Source organism: Affinundibacterium macrobrachii, assembly GCF_014652415.1.
In the GTDB taxonomy this organism is placed as follows: Bacteria; Pseudomonadota; Gammaproteobacteria; order Burkholderiales; family Burkholderiaceae_D; genus Undibacterium; species Undibacterium macrobrachii.
In genome coordinates this window covers 704,795-723,948 of the sequence record NZ_BMYT01000003.1, presented here as the reverse complement: position 1 = coordinate 723,948, position 19,154 = coordinate 704,795, and the positions used below count along the sequence as shown (strand labels likewise).

Sequence of the window (19,154 nt, the reverse complement as noted above, 5' to 3'; positions counted from 1 at the left end):
TCCCGATGACGGTGTTATTGGTTGCGGTCTCAGGCAAAGAATCACCACTTAACGCAATCGCAGTAGGAGCGACATTGACGCCATTGATAGTGACGGTAGTGGCATTATTCAATACAGCAGGGGCGATACCATCGGAGACAGAGAGTGAGAATGTCGCAGTCTCAGAAGAGCCGATGGTAAGACGACCTGCAGTCGGTTGAAACACCAGCGCACGCAGAGCAGCTTGGATGACAGCAGGAGAGGCTGCGGCATGAGTATAAGTTGTACCGCCATCGGCGGTAGAGAAACCACTAGCGGAGAGTGAAGCGGCGGTAAAAGCGCCCTTGGCTGCGTTATCGAGCGTAATGGAGACAGTTTCAGAGGCACCAACATCAGGATCGGTGATGACGATATTAGCAAAAGGCGCAATCGTCATGGACTGATTGATGGATTGACCTGTGACTGTGCCTGTGATGGTTGGAGCGACGTTGTTGCCTGTGACGGTGACCGCATTACCAAACAGATCCGCAATCACGACAGCGGTATCTGCGCCTGCATTCCAGTTTTCCAGCATACCAATGTTATAGGTGGTGCTGTCGGTGGAAGTTGTGCCATCCTTGTTCAACCTTAGTGCCAGTTGCGCTTTGTCATTAGCACTCATGGTCATGGTGAAGCTGGTGTTGGAGGTGATGTCAACGTTGGCGGTATCGGTTAGCGTGTAGTTGAATGCACCTTGTCCTAATAAACGAATATTGCCAGCAACGATATCGTTGTTTGCACCAGTCAGTGATAGGAAGTTATTGCCTGTCACCACCAGCACACCTGTCGCAACATTGTAGGTGGCTGAAGTGACGGTCGGTGCCACCACATTCGAGACGGTGACGCCATTGCCGGTCAGGTCTGCAATAACGACGGCGGTATCAGCACCGGCATTCCAATCTTCAGCAGCAATCAGGTTATAGGTATTGGCACTGGTAGAGCTGGTGCCATTCTTGTTCATGATGAGATTGACGCCTAGCCTGTCTGCTGCACTGAGAGTTAGAGTAAAGGAGGTGGCTGAACTGACTTCGACATTGCTCGTGGTGGTCAAGGTGTAGCTGGCACCGCCTTCACCTTGTAGACTAAATTTATTGGCGAGGATATCGTTATTGGCACCAGTGAGACCCGCAAAGCCAGTACCTGTTACGATTAGTACACCTGTACTAGCGTTATAGGTCGACGAGGTGATCGTCGGAACGGGAACATTGGTGACCGTAATCGGTGAGATTGCATCGGCAATGTTGCCACCGGTGATGACGCTGTTCCAATCATCGCTAGCGGCGAGATTGTAAGTAGTGCCATTGGTGGAGGTAATGCCATTCTTGTTGAACAGGGCTTCGACAGCAGTTATGTCTGTACCTGCAAGTGTGACGGCAAAGCTAGTCGCTGAAGTGACTTCAACATTACCAGTCGTGGTCAAAGCACGGGTTGCGCCACCTTCACCGGTGATGGTGAGGGTAGAGACCGTCACATCATTGGTGGCGCCAACAGTCTTAACTAGATTGGTACCAGTCACGGTCAAGATGTGCGTTGTAGCATCGTAGGTCGCTGAAGTGATCGTTGGTGCAGTCACGTTAGAAACGGTAATCGCATTGCTTGTTAGATCGGCACCGGAGCTACTTGTGCTATCCCAATTTAGTGCTGCTTCTAGGTTAAAGACGGTACCACTCACGGCTTGTAGGCCATCTTTATTGAGCAGGCCATTGATCGCGAGTTTATCTGCTGCATTGAGCGTGATAGAGAACGCAGTCGGACTGCTCGCATTGACACTTGGTGTGGTGAGTGTATAGGACGCACCACTTTCGCCGACGAGGCTTAACTTACTAACATCAATTGAATCATTCGTGATCATGCCACTGCCAGTGACCGAGAGAATGCCATTAGCAGCATCATAGGTGGCGCTGGTAATGGCTGGGGAGGCAATCGAAACGGACAAGCCTGAACTCAAGACGCCTGCATTACCTGCCGCATCGGTTGCGCTAGCTTTGATCGTATGTGATCCGTTGGTTAGCGTTGCGCTGGTAATGCTCCAGTTGCCCGCGCCATCCGCAGTACCAGTACCTAATAAGGTCACCCCATCGGTATCGTACAATTTAACTGTGCTATTCGCTTCTGCCGTTCCTGTAAAAGTAGGCGTGGTGTTTGCGGTGATGTTGTCGGTGCTGGAGATACCTGTATCGGTGCCAGCGGTCATGTCTGGCGTACTTGGGGCCGATGGGGAAAGGGTATCGAAAGTAAGACTGGGGGTAACACCCGTAGTTCCTCCATTGCCGGCGGGATCGACATAAGTAGCACTGGTTACTGTGATGCTAGCAGTGCCGCCATTGGTGTTGGTTGTCGGTGTAAAAGTGGCAGTACGAATTAAGCCCGTGCCACTCACTGCACTTAGTGTACCACCACTAACAACAACGTCACCGCTACTGCCATCCCAAGTAAAGCTTACTCCTGGATCTTCACTGAACGTAAAAGTGATGATTGCAGTTTCACCGATTTTAAGTGTTGCTACATCGCTGGTAATAACTACGCTCGGAGCGTCGGTATCAATCGCGTAATTACCACTAGTCGCAGAACCAGTTCCTGCATTACCTACCAGATCGGCGATGCCAGTGTAATCGAGCGTTAATGTATTACTTGAGTCGGTTGTGTTGGCAGTTGGTGTCAATGTTGCGGTCCAAGTGATGCCACCATCGCCGGTAGTTAAATTTGATAGGGCACCATTGTCTGCAGTGATATCGGCGATTGTAAAACCAGTGATCGCCTCATTGAAAGTGAACGTAACGGTCGCGGTATCGCCGACTTTGAGTGCGGTATCGCTGATGGTAATGCTAGAAGCCAAGCTTGGGCGTACGGTGTCTACGGCGTAATTGCCGCTGCTAGCCGAGCCAGTGCCCGCATTACCCGCTGCATCGGTGATGCCGGAATAATCGAGTGTCAGGACATTGCTAGAAGCCGTGGTGCTAGCATCGGGCGTCAGTGTTGCTGTCCAAGTAATGCCGCCATCACCAGAGGAAAGTCCAGAAAGTACACCATTGGGTACGGTGACATCGGCGGTGGTAAAACCCGACACTGCTTCGGTAAAGGTAAATGTGACAGTTGCAGTATCGCCGATTCTAAGCGCGGTGTCAGAAATGGTGATCGCGGATGCCAGTATTGGACGTGCAGTATCGATTGCGTAATTACCGCTGGTCGCAGTACCAGTTCCCGCATTACCTGATAGATCGGTGATACCGGTGTAGTCAAGCGTGAGAACATTGCTGGCAGATGTTGAACTGGCATTAGGTGTCAGTGTTGCCGTCCAAGTGATGCCACCATCACCAGAGGAAAGGCCAGACAGTGCACCATTGGGCACAGTGACATCGGCGGTGGTAAAGCCCGCCACTGCTTCGGTAAATGTAAATGTGACGGTTGCGGTATCACCGATTTTAAGTGCAGTGTCAGAGATGGTGATCGCGGATGCTAGTACAGGACGTGCAGTATCGATTGTGTAATTACCGCTGGTCGCAGTACCAGTTCCAGCATTACCTGCTAGATCGGTGATGCCAGTGTAATCGAGCGTTAAAGTATTACTTGAGTCGGTTGTATTGGCATTTGGTGTCAATGTTGCGGTCCAAGTGATGCCACCATCGCCGGTAGTTAAATTTGATAGGGCACCATTGTCTGCAGTGATATCGGCGATTGTAAAACCAGTGATCGCCTCATTGAAAGTGAACGTAACGGTCGCGGTATCGCCGACTTTGAGTGCGGTATCGCTGATGGTAATGCTAGAAGCCAAGCTTGGGCGTACGGTGTCTACGGCGTAATTGCCGCTGCTAGCCGAGCCAGTGCCCGCATTACCCGCTGTATCGGTGATGCCGGAATAATCGAGTGTCAGGACATTGCTAGAAGCCGTGGTGCTAGCATCGGGGGTCAGTGTTGCTGTCCAAGTGATGCCACCATCACCAGAGGAAAGGCCAGACAGTACACCATTGGGTACGGTGACATCGGCGGTGGTAAAACCCGACACTGCTTCGGTAAAGGTAAATGTGACAGTTGCAGTATCGCCGATTCTAAGCGCGGTGTCAGAAATGGTGATCGCGGATGCCAGTATTGGACGTGCAGTATCGATCGCGTAATTACCGCTAGTGGCATTGCCAGTTCCCGCATTACCTGCGATATCGGTGATGCCAGTGTAGTCAAGCGTGAGAACATTGCTGGCAGATGTTGAACTGGCATTAGGTGTCAGTGTTGCCGTCCAAGTGATGCCACCATCACCAGAGGAAAGGCCAGACAGTGCACCATTGGGCACAGTGACATCGGCGGTGGTAAAGCCCGCCACTGCTTCGGTAAATGTAAATGTGACGGTTGCGGTATCACCGATTTTAAGTGCAGTGTCAGAGATGGTGATCGCGGATGCTAAACTAGGGGCGGTAGTATCAATCGTAATGCCCAATCCAGACGAAGCGAGGCTAGTGTTGCCCGCAGCATCAGTTGCTTTGGCAGTGATCGTATGTGATCCTGCACTGAGGGCGGAAGTCGTAATCGAATAATTGCCCCCAGTTGCTGTGCCAGACCCGATGACGGTAGTGCCATCGGTATCATAGAGTGTGACAGTCGATCCGCTTTCCGCAGTACCTGTGAAAGTTGGAGTGGTATCGTTGGTATTATTGTCGGTACTTGAACTACCCATATCAGTACCAGAGGTCATGTCTGGTGCGCTTGGTGCGTTAGGTGCTGTAGTATCAATAACGATATTTTTATTGGCTCCCAATGAACCCGCCGCACCGGGGCTTGGTAAGGTTAATACGGCATCGGTTGCGTCACTGACACTTTTGATGGTTCCCGCATTTAGCACTAAGGCTGTTGTTCCTTGGTAGTCGAGGTCACTAGAGGTATCACCTGCTTGAACTGTGTAAGTGAAAGTCAAGGTTGTAGTACCTGTGCCACTGACATAGTTGATCGTGCGATCGGTGGTTCCTGTTTCTAATGTTAACTGGGGTGTTCCTGAAACATTAACAGCTGCGCTGAAAGTGACTGTTACATTGATGATGTCACCCGCGTTATAGCTGCCATCTGAAGTGCTTGCGCTGACACTGCTCACTACTGGTGCTGGTGCGTAGTTGGTGTTAAGTGTTCCAGTGCTACTAATATTGTTGGCTGCTGTTGGTGATGTGCCAGATACACCTGTGCCTGTTTCTAATCCGCCTGCGCCACTAGCACCCGTATTGCCGCTCATTGCTGCAAAGTTAGCGCTGGTAATGTTAAAAGTACCTGCATTCAGAACTGCACCTACGCCAAGACCTCCATCACCACCGTTTGAGTCACTTCCTTGAGGAGCAGCGTATCCGCCGCCACCGCCACCACCGCCAGCACCGATATTGTTTGTAATGAGTGAATTACCAATTACGTTGATGGTTCCAGACGCTGCGTTATAAATTCCACCAACTGCCCCCCCCCCTTTTTTACCTTGAGCATTATAGCCACCACCACCACCACCACCACCGATGGAGATGCTACCGTTATTTGCAGTTGCACCTGCGCCGCCCGTCGAGTACCCAGCATAAAAACCGCCAGCACCTCCGGTGGTTGTTCCACCTGAGCCACCCAGTGACGCTATTGGCCCCGAGCCTCCACCTTTCCCCCCTTGTCCGGTACTACCAAGGGCTCCTGTGTTACCATTAGGAATGCCAAAAGTGCTCCCCCCAGTACCACCAATTCCAGTAGCAAGTGCACCACCACCACCACCACCACCACCAACAAATGTGCTGGCGACACCGCCGCCGCCGCCGCCGCCAGCGGCACCGTTGACGGTAATATTGGTGTTGTTGATCGTTAATGTGCCAGCATTTCTAATGCCTGCGCCAAGTGCGCTATTACCGTCAGTCGGACCGCCACCAGTGCTGTCACCACCGTTGCCACCATTTCCAGATAATGAACCATGTGTAATCACTAAACCTTCAAGAGTGACATTTCCGGAGAAAATTTCGATCACGCGACTCTTATAATTCGCATCGATCGTGACATCTGGCGTATTGTTGTTATCTAAATCCCCATCAATAATCAGATTCTTAGTAATCAATAACTGCGTACCATTGAGTGTTACGGTCATGCCTGCATTAAACGTGATGGTGTCGCCACTGATTGCATCGGTAATCGCTTGGCGTAAGGATCCTGCGCCTGAATCATTGCCGTTGGTCACTGTGATGGTTGCTAGAGCGTAGTCGTAATTGCTTTCGGCGGCTTGTGACATTGCAGAAATAGCAGCGACGGAACCCGTCGTAATTTCCAAATCCCAGTCACCGTCGGTGCCAGTGCGATCATCGGATGCAGCGACATCTGCGCCGGTGAGAGTAGCAAAATTTGCGATAAAACTGAGTCCATCGGTGTTTGCTGCCAAATTACAGGAATACAGCAAAATATCGCCATCAGCCGTCAGCGCTTGACCAATATCGCTTAAGGCTTGGCTATGAGTATTGAGGGTATTGTTGTCGAGAAATGAATTGCCTAGCCATAAATTGCCTTCGAATCCATGTGCAATCACTTGAATAGATTCAACCACTCGTCCATTCAGATAGTTGGCTATTTGTTGCAAGCCATCTTGATCCGCCTTTAGAAAAACGACTTCGGTACCGCTTGCAATGTCTTTCAGCAAAGAGGCGCTATCTTGTACCCGAGCATCGATGAAGACGATATTGGCATGACTGGCGCTGGACACTTGGCTAGAAGATGATAAAACCGTGTTTTCATTCAAGGTATTTTTTTGAAGATCGTTCGTGTTTTTCATGGCGGTCTCAATTAGACGGGATTAGACAAAATTAGGCGGTTTTAGTAGGGGAAAATTTAGGCGTAATGACGTTGCAGCGGCTATTGCTATTGTCTTGCCAGAATGAGAGCGCGGCGAATTTTTCAAATAGGTCTGGTGGCAAAATACTGGCACGTTTTTCATAGCTCACTTTGGCACGTACTTTATGTAAACCATGCATGCCTAATGGGGCATCAAATTCTGGCGCGTCATAATTTAAATTGCTGAAGTCATGCTTAAATTCAGGCTCACCTAAAAACTGGTAAATCAGCGGCATAACTTTGTCTGGTGCTTGCGCGAGTAAGTCGTAATCAACGATTAATAATGATTCAGCATGTTCGCCATAAAATGCTTCTTTGAGCGCAGTCCAAGGATAACCAACTAAACGATTTGCTTGCGCCAAGGTTTCTACCCGGCTGTACACGGTATTTCGTTCGTTATCGTCGTTAAATAAGCGCGTGATTTCATAAGGATTTGCACGATAACGGCGCTCTAAACTATCCATAATCCAAGCCACATTTCGAACGCAGGCAATCACTTTTGCTTCTGGAAATTGATCCATTAACACGGGCATGTGCGCGCACCACATACGATTGGTATCAAAAATGACTTCTTTATCGGCGTGATCAGCGTAATAAGAGTCGAATAGTCCGTTCGTTAAACGCTTGCGCTGTTCTTTTGTTACCACGCTACCAAATTCACTTCCAGCACCAAGCTGATTTAGCATGCCTTTCATCAAGCTACCAACAGGGCTAGTCATGCCAGCATGAAAGCGTGGATTTTGTAGAAGTAGCGCTGCCAATAGAGTTGAACCTGAACGCGGTAATCCAGAGATAAAGTGGTACTTGGTAGGAGGCATAAAATTCTTAATCTTTCAAAAATGCATAGAGCTGCTTGACTGCGCTGGCACGATCTATTTGGGAAGTGTCAATCGTACATTCTGCCTCAACTGGTGCTTCATATGGAGCTGAAATTCCGGTTAATTGAATTGATGGGTTGGTTTTCGCTTTCGCATACAAGCCCTTGACGTCTCGTTGCTCACAGATATGTAAAGGCGTTGATATATAACACTCAATAAAGTGATTTTTTCCAACAATGTTCCTAGCTAAACTTCTACCACTAGCGCTTGGTGATACCAGTGAAATGATCGCAAAAATACCATTTGCATTGAGTATCTTTGCCATTTCAGCGCCGCGTCGCCCTTGCTCTTCGCGTTCCGTCATACTAAATCCCAAGTCCTTTGACAGGCCTTGTCTTAATTCGTCGCCATCTAACACACAAACCGGAAATCCTTGCTCGCGCAGTTTTGATGCAAGTTCGTTTGCTAAAGTGGTTTTGCCCGCACCCGACAGCCCAGTCAACCACCACGTTAAAGCGTATTTGTTTTGAGCACTGTTCAAAATTCCAAGTCCTTAATGCTGAGCACAGTTGCTGCAATTAATAAAATCTAGCAAAAACCATACCATTGCTTAGTGGTAATTTTGATTTGCTGAGTCCGTGAAAGTGCTAATTTCATTTACATGTAAGCCTAAGCTAATGGAATTAATTTACATGTTGAATACACTTCAATTGAATAAGACCTGGTAGAAACTAAGAGGTTCATTGTTGACGGTGATCGGGCGACTCGCAGGCGCGAGTACCGGTGCCACTGACCAAAAATGGCGACCAATGTTAGGGTGGTCGAAGTAGTAATTGTCTTGGGCAAGTATTGGACTAGCTGGGGCCGAAAATACCAGTAACATTGGCGTGCGATATTCGGCGGGCAGTCCTGGTCGCGCGATCTCAGTTGCTTCGATCAGACGCAATTCGACGGTGCCGACTGAGGTATGAACGATAAAGCTGCTATGTAATAAAGTTTGCGCTTGTGCAAAGCTGAGTGACATATTTTCTCCAATATTGATTATTGACTACCTTCGGTCAGTATGAGTTTAAACTGTGAAAAATACCTAATTTTTATGAAATCATAGCAAGTGATGTGCCATTCAACAAAGCACGCCAATTCGGCGTTCAAAGTATGGGAATATTCTTTGCTTTATTTTCTTGGTTTTGTTCGTGTTATTTCTGTTCTGAGGTTTATATCTTGATTCATTTAAAACCACCGCTGAGATGGCGGCAAATCGAAACTAGTGATCAGGAATTTTTAGATGCACTGTATCAAGATAGTCGGCCAGACTTGTTGGCGATGCCCTTACCGCAATTGGCGATGCAGCAGATGATTCGTATGCAGCAAATGAGTCAGACACAAGGAATAACGCACAGCTATCCGAATGCTCTGCACAGGCTCTTACTGTGGCAAGAAGATTCTGTTGGGCGTATCGTGCTTGCGCAGGATGAGTCGTCAATACGTCTGGTCGACATCGCGATCAAGTCAGAATGGCAGGGCAAAGGTTTCGCAACACAAGTGCTAGTTGGCTTGCAAGAATATGCTCGTAGTCATGAGAAAATAATTAGCTTAGCGGTGCAATCCAATAATTCGCGGGCGTACGGTATTTATCAACGGCTAGGTTTTGTTGTACAAAGTAGTGATGGTTTATTTAATCAAATGAATTGGCATCCTGCCATGGTAGTTTGAATTTGTGGATTTGAAATACTTAATTTTTGTGACCTAACTTCAATCTAAATGAATGTGTCTTTATGTCGAGTTGCCCCTACCTGAAATTACCGTTTTCGTTTGATATTACAAGGCTCCAGCACGATTTAGCTTTGGCGGTGCGATCGCCATGGATAAAACATTTCAATACACAAGCTTACGAGAAAGATTGGTCTTGTATTCCTTTACGTTCGGTTGGTGGAAGCATCGATCACATATTGCCGATCGACAGTGCGGAATTTCAGGACACGGTTATTCTCGAACAATGCGCTTACTTCCGCGAAGTGATCAAGCATTTTGAATGCGAGATAACCTCGATACGCCTAATGTCTCTAGAGGCTGGCGGCATCATTAAAGAGCACGTAGATGCTGGTACTAGTTTAGAAGATGGTATTACACGTTTGCATATACCAATTCAAACATCGCCTGAAGTAATTTTCATGATCGACCATCAGCCTGTACATTTTTCTGCTGGTGATACTTGGTATTTGAATGCAAGCTGTCTGCATGGCGTGCGCAATGATAGTCAGCAAGCACGTATCCATTTGATGCTTGACTGTGTCAGTAATGCCTGGCTTGAACAGGTCTTCAAACAAGCTGGTTGGGTGCCCAGACCTTTACCTCGCTATCCCGATCCCTCCATCCATGACGGCAACGTGTTTGAGGTAATCGAGCGTTTGCGTCTGGCTGGATTCCCTGCGGGCTTGGCATTGGCAGACGAGTTAGAGGCGACCGCACTCGATTCTAAATAAGCTTCCCACTAGCAACATATTGAGGCTGGCATATCAATTGCTTAGATAAAAATACTACTAAAATCAAATTTTTAAGTAGGCATTACTAAAAAAGTAAGTAATTATATGAATTTTAATTTTTAGGAATAGATAAATCTATCTGTTTTTCTAAAGTTAAAAAATAAAGTGGGCGCAATTGCGCTATCGTTCTTGCTGCATTTACACACGAAGGAGATATAAATGGATGCATTCATGGGTACCGTTCTGCCAGTCGCTTTTAATTACCCACCACGCGGTTGGATGTTTTGTAATGGACAGATTATTCCGATCGCACAAAATTCCGCGATGTTTGCTCTGTTGGGAACGATGTATGGTGGCGACGGCCAAACTACTTTCGCTTTGCCAGATTTACGTGGTCGCACAATTGTAGGTTCACAAGGTCAAGGCCCAGGTTTGTCTAATGTTGTTCAAGGTGAAAAAGCTGGTACGAACAATACAACAGTGATTGCCAACGGCACAGTAAATATCACGCTGACTTTGGCTAATTTGCCAGCACATAATCATCCCGCTACGTTAGCCCTAGATGCCTTAAATGCGACGACACGCGTGACAGTTGGTACTGGGACAAATGGTGGCTTACCAGCAGTTGCCAGCAATGGTGGTCTGACGGCTACTGCGGGAGGTCCATCTGGTGCAGCAATTTACTTGCCAGCTGGTACAGCGCCAACGAGTCCTGTCGATCTTGGTGGCGTAACCACTACGGTAACTGGCAGTGGCACTGTAACTACCGGAAATACTGGAACGGGAACTCCTTTGGTTGCACCAGTAGTAACAAATGCGACGATTTCCAATATGCAACCTTACTTAGGTTTGAATTATATTATTGCGATGGAAGGTATTTTCCCTTCAAGGAACTAAATTAGCTTGAAATAGATGGGTCTGTAAACCGAGTAGGCTTTGAGTCTACTCGGTTTTTTTGCGCTTTTTCGGCGAGATAAAAAAACGACGAAGTGGTCTGCAAAAATCATAATTTTGTTTTCTGATCAGACTGAACTCGTGTAAATTCAAACGTGTTTGTACGCATGAATTTCGTTGCTGTCGAATAGTTGATACCCGACAAGATAACGAGCTGCTTACATCTGAAGTTAAATTACATTTTGAGATTCTATTTTCGACCACCAATAAAAATCTAATCGTGAATAAGCTGCCTATAACGCTCTTGAGTGCCATGTGTTGCTCTTCTGTGCAAGAGGTTCACGCTGATATTTTTCGTTGCACGACGGCACAAGGCAAAGTTGTCACCTCAGATCGTCCGATTCCCGAGTGTATTAGCCGTGGTATGAAAGTGTATTCAGACGCAGGTCGCTTTAAGAGAAATATTCTGCCGCCCTTAAGTGCCGAAGAAAAACAGAAAATCGCGCAAGAACAAGAGCAAAAGCAGAAGCAACAAGCCGCTGAAGAAGAGCGCAAGCGCGAGGAGCGTTATTTGTTAGCGCACTATCAAAATGAGGCAGATGTTGAGTCAGCACGCAAGCGTGCGGTTGATGTTCTGCAGGATAAAAAGCGTTTGGCGAATGAGCAGTTGGAGACATTTAATCAAGTGCTGCTTAGTTTGCAAGCGGAATTAAAGACCTCGAAAAAAACCACGCAAGAATTTGAGTCGATCCAACGACGTGCCGATGATTTGTCGAACAATGTTTTAAGTACACGTAAATCGATCGCATTCTATGATCAAGAAATACAAAGAACGAATCGTGAATACGATGATACGTTAAAGCGATTTCGTGAAGTGGTCAGCAGAACGCGCCGCTAAGTCGTGGCGTTTTGATTTCTGCTTTCCACTAATCAGTCATCAGCCGTAAGTGCAATGTTTACTGTTGAAATCCTTCGCAACAAATTTGGCTCGAAGTTCTCGAACGATAGTCTTCAATAAACTCATCAAAACTACCAGTCTGGTTTGCTTCCATTGCTGTTTGTTCTGCAATTGAGTCTGCCGCCAATTTTTCAAAAAACGCAGTTTGCTTTTCATCCAGCGGATTGGCTTTGAAGTGCTGCGCGAAATGTAAACTCTGCGCCAGCGCAAATTGTGCAAACGAGTTTTGATGTTCGGATATCGCTTTTAGAACACGCGAAGACGGCGTTAATTCTGGATCAGCCAGCTTAGCAAATTGCAGTGCCAAACTATTCTGATGTTCAGTTGATTGCGCTTGCTGATCTAACAGTAACGCTAGAGGTTTTATTTTTGATAGAAGCTCTTCGCCCCACGCTTTTAAAGAAATCGATTTCCCTTGATTCTGTAAATTAAGATTGGGCTTGCGGCCGTACTTCACTGTGAGTGCAAAGTTATCGAGATTTTCTTGGCCTTCTGCTTGATTGGTTAATGGACTTTCATCGAGGGCGCAAAAAAGTAAGAAGGCATCTAAGAAACGTGAGGTCGATAAATTAATCCCTAAAGCTTCAAATGGATCAACGTCCATACAACGGACTTCAATATATTGCACACCACGAGCGCATAGCGCTTCGACGGGGCGTTCACCAGTTTTGATCACCCGTTTTGGGCGTATTGTTGCGTAGAATTCGTTTTCGATTTGCAGCACGTTGCTATTAATTTGCATCCACTCGCCATCTTTTTTGATACCCAACTCAGCGTAAGGAGGATGCGGTTTTCGTACCGCCAGCGATAAGCTCCGCATGTAGTCTAATAGCGTGTTGTAAGGTGGTACCAAACCATCTTGAACATTATTTTGATAGCCTAGATCGCTCATGCGTAGGCTTGTCGCATAAGGTAGATACAAAGTGTCGTCCGATAAACTTTCTAGATTGTGTTGGCGACCACGTAAAAAGCTCTTAGAAAGTGCCGGCGACGCGCCAAACAAATACATGAGTAACCAACTATATCGATGGAAATTACGAATTAAAGCAATGTAACTTTCCGATTGATAATCTTGATGTTTACGCGTGTCACCTTCTGCTTGCGCAATCAACTGCCATAGATTTTCTGATAGCGAATAGTTGTAATGGATACCAGCAATGCATTGCATACTTTTGCCATAACGTAGAGCTAAGCCGCGTCGATAAACATGTTTGATCATGCCAATATGTGAGGTGCCGTACCAAGCGATTGGAATTTCTGCCTCAGAAGGTAATTCGCAAGGGATCGAATTATTCCATAGCATCTCATTGTTAAATTGGGTGTAGCTGAAGCGATGAATCGCATCGAGCTTGTCGAGCGCAATGGAAATGTCTTGTTCGGCTGGCGTAATAAATTCAAGTAGCGATTCTGAATAATCCGTTGTGATCAGCGGATTCGTTAATGCAGATCCCAGTCCAATTGGATGTGGGGTAAGCATCAATTGCCCTTGCGCATTCACGCGCAAGGTTTCGCGTTCAATCCCGCGTAAGCCTTGCTGTAGTAGTGGCAAGTTCGCAGGCGCATTAATCAGTTGTAGACGTTGTTCGAGTAAGTTGCGGGTAGGGCTGTTCAAGTTAAGCATCCTTTGCTTGTGTTATACCGGAGGCGCACAATGATCGACCAGATAAAGTTTGTATAGGATAGCCGAAATTTGGAAAGCGCATATTCTCACGCATTTTTTGCTGATCGTCGGTATTACCATTGATCGTTGATCTGGCGCAAGAAAATACGCATCATTGCGCCTAATTTTGCCCCTTAAAAGTTGCTGCTTGATGACAGTGAGTTTGCTTGCTAAGCACATTATTGATCGCAAATGATGAATTTCATTTTGCTATGGATAAGAAAGCTGTGCAGTTTTATTGCTCACAGGGCGTACCAACTAGTTTAAGATCTCGGTTTTGTGAAAAAGCTGAAACAGCAGGAATGGGATGTTGAATGAATAATGTATGTGGTTTGGATTTTGGTACATCAAATTCAACAGTAGGTTTTTACGATGGAAGTCAAGTGCGGCTGTTAAATTTAGAAGAGCAAAAGCCAACTTTGCCGTCCGTGATTTTCTTTAATGCCGACTTAGATGAAGTGGCTTATGGACGTGCTGCTTTAGCTGCTTATTTGGATGGTTACGAAGGCCGCCTGATGCGGTCGATGAAAAGTCTTTTAGGCACTTCGCTGATTGACGGATATACCGAAGTGCAAGGGCGTCAATTGAGCTACAAGCAATTGTTGACTCAGTACATCACTGAGTTGAAGCGACGTGCCGAAAATTCCGCCCAACAAAAATTCGAGCAAGCAGTTTTCGGCCGCCCTGTTTTCTTTATTGATGACAATCCTAGCGCGGACAAAAAAGCAGAAAACACCTTAAGTGAAATCGCAATTGCCGCTGGCTTTAAAGAAGTCGCGTTTCAATACGAACCGATTGCAGCGGCATTGGATTATGAGTCGCGTATTGCGCAAGAAGAATTAGTTTTGGTGGTTGATATCGGTGGTGGTACTGCTGATTTTTCTGTGATTCGTTTGTCACCAGAGCGCCGTCAACAAATAGATCGGCAAGCCGATATTTTAAGCAATACAGGTGTGCATATCGGCGGAACTGATTTTGATAAGTACCTGAGTTTGCAACAGCTGATGCCTTTATTAGGGATGGGTGGTCGCTTAAATAATGGTATCGAAATGCCTTCCGCAAATTATTTTAATTTAGCCACTTGGCATACGATTAACTTGGTGTATTCGCAGAAAGTGGTGCGCGAAATTCAAGATATATGTCGAGACATCAGTGACCCAGAGCTGCGTTATCGTTGCGCCTGTTTTTTGCAATTAATTGAACAAAGAGATGGTCATTGGCTCGCCTTAAAAGCGGAAGAGGCAAAAATCCGTTTAAGTGATGCAGAAATGGTACAACTAGAATTGGAGCGATTGCGTAGCCGAGAAGATCGTTCACGTCTGCATTCTTTATCACTAGATCGCACCCAATTAGATGCCGCGATTGCCCCCTTGTTTTCACAATTGAATCAGACAATTGCTAATGCGATTCATAATGCGGGCGTTGCAGCATCAAGCATTGATACAGTGTTCTTTACTGGAGGTGCAAGTGGCGTACGCGGTTTGCGGCGCGATTTGCAACAACTGTTGCCGAATGCGAAATTAGTTCAAGGTGACGTGTTTGGTAGCATCGGTGCCGGTCTCGCTTGGGATGCCACAAGACGTTTCGCTTAGGAGTGTTCATCATAGGTGAGGATTCGTTTTTGCTATCTCTTGTCATCTGTTTAATTTGATGCAGCAATTGTTGTAAAGTTGCTCTGAATTTGTTGTTGCACGGAAAGGTGGTTGCGATATACTGAATGCACTTTGTTAGTGTGAGTTTCCCTACGGCGGAGGCAGCATGTCAGAACACTTGGATGATGATGAGATACTCATTGAAGAAGACCTTGAGACCGAGGTTTTGGCAAATATCTCACAACGTACTTGGAAGATCGCAATTGTCGATGACGATGAAGATGTTCATCGGGCGACAGAGTTTTCTTTGCTCGACGTCAAAATTCTCAATCGACGTCTAGAATTTATTCATACTTACTCCAAAGCAGAAACGCATGAGCGTTTCGCAGTCGAATCCGATATCGCGGTGGTGTTGTTGGATGTGGTGATGGAAACCGAGCATGCCGGTTTAGATTTAGTTTGCTTTATTCGCGATGAATTAAAGTGGCTCGACACTCGCATCATTTTGCGTACAGGGCAGCCAGGTTATGCCCCTGAAGAAGATGCAATTCGAGACTACGATATCAACGACTACAAGACCAAAAACGAACTCACCCGAAAAAAATTATTAACCGCTTTGACAGCAGCGATTCGATCGTATGATCAATTGCGTACCATCGAAGCAAGTCGTCGTGGTTTACATCAAATTATCACATCCAGTTCCGCCTTTTCGATGCAGGATGGCATAGAGGGATTTGCCTCTGGTGTGATTACCCAAATTGCCGCCTTGTGTGGTGTGCCATCAGAAGGATTGTTATGCGCACAGTGTGATGAGGCACTACAGTTTGATAATAGTTTGCGTTATAGCGTCATCGCCTCAGCCGGCCATTATCGCAATTTGATGAATCGGCCCATCGATGAAATCGATAATCCGGTGATTAGAGATTCCTTACGTCGCGCCTTGTCCGAACGCACCTCATTGTTCGAAGAACATAATATGACGCTGTATTTCTCTGGACGAGGAAAACGAGCGATCGCGGCATTCATCGAATTACCTTACGCCTTATCTTCAATTGATCAACAATTATTAGAGATCTTTTGTTTCAACTTGGGCGTATGTTTAGATAATCTTGGCTTAGTCAGCCAATTAAAGAATTACGCATTCCGCGATCAATTATTGATGTTGCCGAATCGTCTGCGATTTATCGAACAAATCGATCATTCGATTGAGCAAAGAACACCGGAGCAGATGGTGGTATTGATTGATATCGATGATTTTGCTGAGATCAACGATGTGCTTGGTCACCGCTATGGCGATCTTTTATTACGAGCGGTCGCCACACGATTACAAAATGCGATAGGCGCGCAAGCTTTCTTGGCGCGGATTGGTGGCGATGTATTTGGCTTGCTGGGGAATACACGCGTATTACTACCTGCCGATTTGCAAAAATTATTTGTTGATCCCTTCATTATTGATGACACCTCGCATGCGGTATCGATGTCAATGGGTTTGGTCGCCTTAGATTCATACACACAATCCGGTGCCGATGTACTAAAAGACGCCAGTATTGCGCTCAAGCGCACCAAAGGCTACCAACGCGGCTCTTACACTTTGTTCACGCGAGAGATGGGGGTAGAGATTCGCGAACGCGCAATGCTCATGCAACATCTACATAAAGCATTTGATGCGGAGCGCTTGTATTTGATGTATCAACCGCAGATTGATCTGCGCAGCCGTCGTGTCCTAGGTTTTGAAGCTTTACTACGTTGGCGTACGGACGATGGTCAAATGATTCCACCGACCGACTTTATTCCTTTGGCAGAGCATTCTGGTTTGATTATTAGTTTAGGCGCATGGGTAATGCGTACTGCATGTTTTACGATGGTGCAATTATTGGAAAAGGGTTTTCAATTAGATCGCATCGCAGTCAATGTATCGGTGATCCAATTTCGACAGCCGGATTTCTTTGAACTAGTTGAAAATGCTTTGCGCGATAGTGGCTTGGCACCACATTATTTGGAACTGGAAATCACCGAATCAGTGACGATGAATGGCGCTGGATTGTTCGAAGATGCATTAGCACGCTTGAAAAATATGGGCGTGCAAATTGCGATTGATGATTTCGGAACGGGCTTCTCTTCTTTGAGTTATCTCGACAAGTTGCCCGTTGATCGACTTAAAATTGATCGCGCATTTGTCACCCAAATTGATTCCGAAAGTGGACCGCGTATCGCTGAACTGATTACGCAGTTAGGTAAAAAACTGGGATTGCACATTATCGCAGAAGGTATCGAAACTGAATTGCACTGGGAAGTGTTAAATCGCTTAGGTTGCGATGAAGGGCAGGGATTTTTAATTGCACGCCCTATGCTAGAGAGTGCAATCGAACCTTGGCTGCGTGAGTGGAAATAGTGCTGTAGATGCGTCAAACACACTACACCACTCAAGCAACTTATTTCTTTGCTGCGCGATATTGATGATAGCCTTTCGCCCGCAAATCGCATGCGGGACAAGTTCCGCAACCATGACCCCAATCATGCATTTGGCCGCGCTCGCCTAAATAGCAAGTATGGGTATCGTGACGAATCAATTCAATTAACTTCTCTCCACCTAAGCTCTCAGCCAAACGCCATGATTCTGCTTTGTCGATCCACATCAATGGCGTTTCAATTGTTAAGCGACTCGCCATGCCAAGATTTAATGCGACTTGCAAGGCTTTTAAGCTATCGTCGCGGCAGTCAGGGTAACCAGAAAAATCGGTTTCGCACATGCCACCAACCAATACTCCCAATTGCCGACGGTAGGCGAGTGTTGCAGCTACCATCATAAACATCAGATTGCGACCCGGTACAAAAGTATTTGGCAAACCATTTTCTTGCATTTGAATTGCAATATTCTCGGTCATTGCCGTTGACGATAATTGAGAAATGAGTGACAGATCGATCATGTGATCTTCACCCAATTTTTGATCCCAATCGGTCGACAATCCACGCATTTTTTGCAAAAGCTGTGGGCGCATCGTCAGTTCAATCGCATGTCTTTGGCCGTAGTCAAATCCGATCGTCTCGACACGTTGATAGCGACTCAGCGCCCATGCCAAGCAGGTGCTGGAGTCCTGCCCGCCACTGAATAAAACGAGTGCACTTTGTTTTTCTATAGTCATTGTGTTTATCGATAAAAATTTTGTTTGATATTTGTTTAATTTTTGATTGAGATAATTTTCTGTTCTAAAACGTCGCCATTATGGTCTTGGTAGCGAATTTGAACCGGATAAAACCCCATATCTAGTGCTAGCCATAGTTCAATACGTTGGCCTTGGGCATCACTAGGTGGGGCTTTTATGATGTGCATGACATTAAGCTCGCCAAGTGCGGTACGAATTTTGGTAAAGTCACTGAATTTGAAAGTCCATGGATCAGCATCGCGCGTACCCGCAACGAACATCTTCCATTCTTGTCCAAGCTTAGTCTGCGCTCCGGTTTTTTGTACAAGTCCAACTAATTGCCAAGTTGCGCTTAAACGATCTTGTTCGCCGCCCTGAATTGGATATTGTAAATCCGATTCAGAGAATCGTATGATTTTCTGTTCGCGATCAAAATAGGTGTTGACCTCTGTGCGACGAAATCGTTTTTCTTGAAATTGCTCTGGTGCCAAGCCAAATTCTTGAATACTGCCTTTGCTACTACTGACCAAAATTTTCCCAAAAATCGCTACTTTCGTCTCCGAGTTTAAACGATACAGTTTGGTTTGATCATCACGTTTGTTCACTTGCCATTGCACTTTTGCTTCGCCACTGACAGGAACACCTTTTTGCGTCGACTTCAAGCTATACAATAATTCGGCGGAAGGCGGGAATGTCAACTGCTCAGCATGCGATGTGATCTGAGTGAACATTAAAAGGCCGTAAGTAATAACGGAAAAAATTTTTTTAG

At 46.3% G+C, this 19,154-nt stretch carries 13 protein-coding genes; 6 read left to right on the top strand and 7 right to left on the bottom strand.

From position 1 onward, the window contains the following. The 4 genes from IE103_RS12015 to IE103_RS12000 form a co-directional block, all read right to left on the bottom strand. On the bottom strand, positions 1 to 6,778 hold a 6,778-nt coding region (locus IE103_RS12015), incomplete at its 3' end, for an Ig-like domain-containing protein (protein ID WP_189346331.1). 31 nt (positions 6,779 to 6,809) lie between these two features. Further along, positions 6,810 to 7,655 carry a sulfotransferase gene (locus tag IE103_RS12010; RefSeq protein ID WP_189346330.1) on the bottom strand — a complete coding sequence of 282 codons (846 nt, stop codon included), beginning with the start codon at positions 7,653 to 7,655 and terminating at the stop codon, positions 6,810 to 6,812. Between the two features lie 7 nt (positions 7,656 to 7,662). Then, entirely contained in the window at positions 7,663 to 8,196 is a 534-nt protein-coding gene (cysC, locus tag IE103_RS12005; protein ID WP_189346329.1) for an adenylyl-sulfate kinase, read from the bottom strand. Positions 8,197 to 8,361: 165 nt separating this feature from the next. Beyond that, positions 8,362 to 8,679, bottom strand: coding sequence for a DUF6916 family protein (locus tag IE103_RS12000; RefSeq protein WP_189346328.1), 318 nt, complete (start codon positions 8,677 to 8,679; stop codon positions 8,362 to 8,364). A 197-nt stretch (positions 8,680 to 8,876) separates the two neighbouring features. Between IE103_RS12000 and IE103_RS11995 the strand changes: the two genes are divergently transcribed. The 4 genes from IE103_RS11995 to IE103_RS11980 all read left to right on the top strand — a co-directional run bounded on the left by IE103_RS11995 (position 8,877) and on the right by IE103_RS11980 (position 11,930). Next, complete coding sequence (locus IE103_RS11995; RefSeq protein WP_189346327.1) at positions 8,877 to 9,368, top strand: GNAT family N-acetyltransferase; 492 nt, start codon at positions 8,877 to 8,879, stop codon at positions 9,366 to 9,368. Between the two features lie 62 nt (positions 9,369 to 9,430). Continuing rightward, positions 9,431 to 10,138 carry an aspartyl/asparaginyl beta-hydroxylase domain-containing protein gene (locus IE103_RS11990; protein WP_189346326.1) on the top strand — a complete coding sequence of 236 codons (708 nt, stop codon included), beginning with the start codon at positions 9,431 to 9,433 and terminating at the stop codon, positions 10,136 to 10,138. A gap of 219 nt (positions 10,139 to 10,357) precedes the next feature. Further along, on the top strand, positions 10,358 to 11,035 hold the full coding sequence (locus tag IE103_RS11985) for a phage tail protein (protein WP_189346325.1): 678 nt from the start codon (positions 10,358 to 10,360) through the stop codon (positions 11,033 to 11,035). 310 nt (positions 11,036 to 11,345) lie between these two features. Beyond that, a complete protein-coding gene (locus IE103_RS11980; RefSeq protein ID WP_189346324.1) occupies positions 11,346 to 11,930 on the top strand; it encodes a DUF4124 domain-containing protein in 585 nt (194 codons plus the stop codon). A 58-nt stretch (positions 11,931 to 11,988) separates the two neighbouring features. Here IE103_RS11980 and gshA read toward each other — a convergent pair whose 3' ends face one another. After that, a complete protein-coding gene (gene gshA / locus IE103_RS11975) occupies positions 11,989 to 13,611 on the bottom strand; it encodes a glutamate--cysteine ligase (protein ID WP_189346323.1) in 1,623 nt (540 codons plus the stop codon). A gap of 353 nt (positions 13,612 to 13,964) precedes the next feature. Here gshA and IE103_RS11970 point away from each other — a divergent pair, with 353 nt between their 5' ends. After that, positions 13,965 to 15,242 carry an Hsp70 family protein gene (locus tag IE103_RS11970; protein ID WP_189346322.1) on the top strand — a complete coding sequence of 426 codons (1,278 nt, stop codon included), beginning with the start codon at positions 13,965 to 13,967 and terminating at the stop codon, positions 15,240 to 15,242. Positions 15,243 to 15,408: 166 nt separating this feature from the next. Continuing rightward, positions 15,409 to 17,634 carry a bifunctional diguanylate cyclase/phosphodiesterase gene (locus tag IE103_RS11965; RefSeq protein WP_189346321.1) on the top strand — a complete coding sequence of 742 codons (2,226 nt, stop codon included), beginning with the start codon at positions 15,409 to 15,411 and terminating at the stop codon, positions 17,632 to 17,634. A gap of 40 nt (positions 17,635 to 17,674) precedes the next feature. On the opposite strand, the gene queC is transcribed toward IE103_RS11965, so the two are convergent. Further along, complete coding sequence (gene queC / locus IE103_RS11960) at positions 17,675 to 18,385, bottom strand: 7-cyano-7-deazaguanine synthase QueC (protein ID WP_189346320.1); 711 nt, start codon at positions 18,383 to 18,385, stop codon at positions 17,675 to 17,677. Positions 18,386 to 18,420: 35 nt separating this feature from the next. Further along, positions 18,421 to 19,116, bottom strand: a complete 696-nt coding sequence (locus IE103_RS11955) for a DUF3108 domain-containing protein (protein WP_189346319.1) — start codon at positions 19,114 to 19,116, stop codon at positions 18,421 to 18,423. Positions 19,117 to 19,154 lie beyond the last annotated feature (38 nt).

Excerpts from the sequence above, each read along its gene's own strand:
- IE103_RS12010 (WP_189346330.1), bottom strand. The coding sequence starts at position 7,655 with ATGCCTCCTACCAAGTACCACTTTATCTCTGGATTACCGCGTTCAGGT.
- IE103_RS12000 (WP_189346328.1), bottom strand. The coding sequence starts at position 8,679 with ATGTCACTCAGCTTTGCACAAGCGCAAACTTTATTACATAGCAGCTTT.
- IE103_RS11990 (WP_189346326.1), top strand. The coding sequence starts at position 9,431 with ATGTCGAGTTGCCCCTACCTGAAATTACCGTTTTCGTTTGATATTACA.
- IE103_RS11985 (WP_189346325.1), top strand. The coding sequence starts at position 10,358 with ATGGATGCATTCATGGGTACCGTTCTGCCAGTCGCTTTTAATTACCCA.
- IE103_RS11980 (WP_189346324.1), top strand. The coding sequence starts at position 11,346 with ATGTGTTGCTCTTCTGTGCAAGAGGTTCACGCTGATATTTTTCGTTGC.
- gshA (WP_189346323.1), bottom strand. The coding sequence starts at position 13,611 with ATGCTTAACTTGAACAGCCCTACCCGCAACTTACTCGAACAACGTCTA.
- IE103_RS11970 (WP_189346322.1), top strand. The coding sequence starts at position 13,965 with ATGAATAATGTATGTGGTTTGGATTTTGGTACATCAAATTCAACAGTA.
- IE103_RS11965 (WP_189346321.1), top strand. The coding sequence starts at position 15,409 with ATGTCAGAACACTTGGATGATGATGAGATACTCATTGAAGAAGACCTT.
- queC (WP_189346320.1), bottom strand. The coding sequence starts at position 18,385 with ATGACTATAGAAAAACAAAGTGCACTCGTTTTATTCAGTGGCGGGCAG.
- IE103_RS11955 (WP_189346319.1), bottom strand. The coding sequence starts at position 19,116 with ATGTTCACTCAGATCACATCGCATGCTGAGCAGTTGACATTCCCGCCT.